This is a genomic window from Marinitenerispora sediminis (assembly GCF_003336425.1).
GTDB lineage: Bacteria > Actinomycetota > Actinomycetes > Streptosporangiales > Streptosporangiaceae > Marinitenerispora > Marinitenerispora sediminis.
This window is the reverse complement of record NZ_QEIO01000328.1, coordinates 1-779: the sequence shown is the minus strand read 5'-3', so window position 1 is coordinate 779 and position 779 is coordinate 1. Positions and strand designations below refer to the sequence as shown.

The window sequence follows — 779 nt, the reverse complement described above, 5'->3', positions numbered from 1 at the left end:
GAGGTGAAGGGGGCGGTGGCGCCGATGCCGGCCAGGGTGGTGACGGCGCGGGCCGCGGCGGCGGCTTTGGCCTTGGCGGAGTCGCGGGCGGGTTCGGGGACCAGCAGGACGAGGGCGCGCCGGACTTCGGGGTCCTCGCGGCCGAGCCGGTCCAGCAGCGGGCCGAGGGCGGTCCAGACGGGGTCGGCGGCGGCCTCCAGGGTGCCGTTGGCGAGCATCGCGCGGACGGCGCGCTCGTCGGCGGCGCGTTCGGCCGGGTCGGTGCCGGCCCCGGGGGTGAGGTCGGCGGCCGCGGCGAGGTCGGCGAGTCCGGCGGCGAGGGCGGGGGCGGCCCGGCGGCCGGACTCGCACCAGGTGGTGAGGAGGCGGCGCTGCCAGCGGTAGGCGTCGGTGGGGGCGAGCCGCGCGGCCAGCGCGGTGTGGTGCCGGGTGAGGCTGGCGGGCCGTGCGCCGTGCGGCAGCCGCAGGTGGGCCTCGACGACGTCGGCCTCGTCGGCGGGCGGGGTGGCGGCCTCGGCGGCGCGGGCGCGCTCGAAGAAGCGGACCGCGTAGGAGTCGCTGCCGACGCCGGCGAGGATGCGGCAGCACTCGTCCAGGTAGACGGGGAGGAGTTCGGGTGCGGTCCTGGCGAGGTCGTCGGCGACGCGGGTCAGCGCGTCGGAGGCGCGGCCGGGTTTGGTCTCGGCGAGCGTCTCGTTGCCGCGCAGGCCGGGCAGCAGGGCGACGACGCGGTCGCGGTGGGCGGGGTGGCGGTTGAGGGCGCGGGCGAGGAATCCGAG

Annotated in this window: 1 protein-coding gene; it reads right to left on the bottom strand. The window is 79.3% G+C overall.

Annotation, left to right across the window (positions count from 1 at the left end; genetic code table 11):
- Positions 1-779, bottom strand: a 779-nt coding sequence (locus tag DEF28_RS27815; RefSeq protein ID WP_199493578.1) for a hypothetical protein, incomplete at both ends; no start/stop codon positions are given.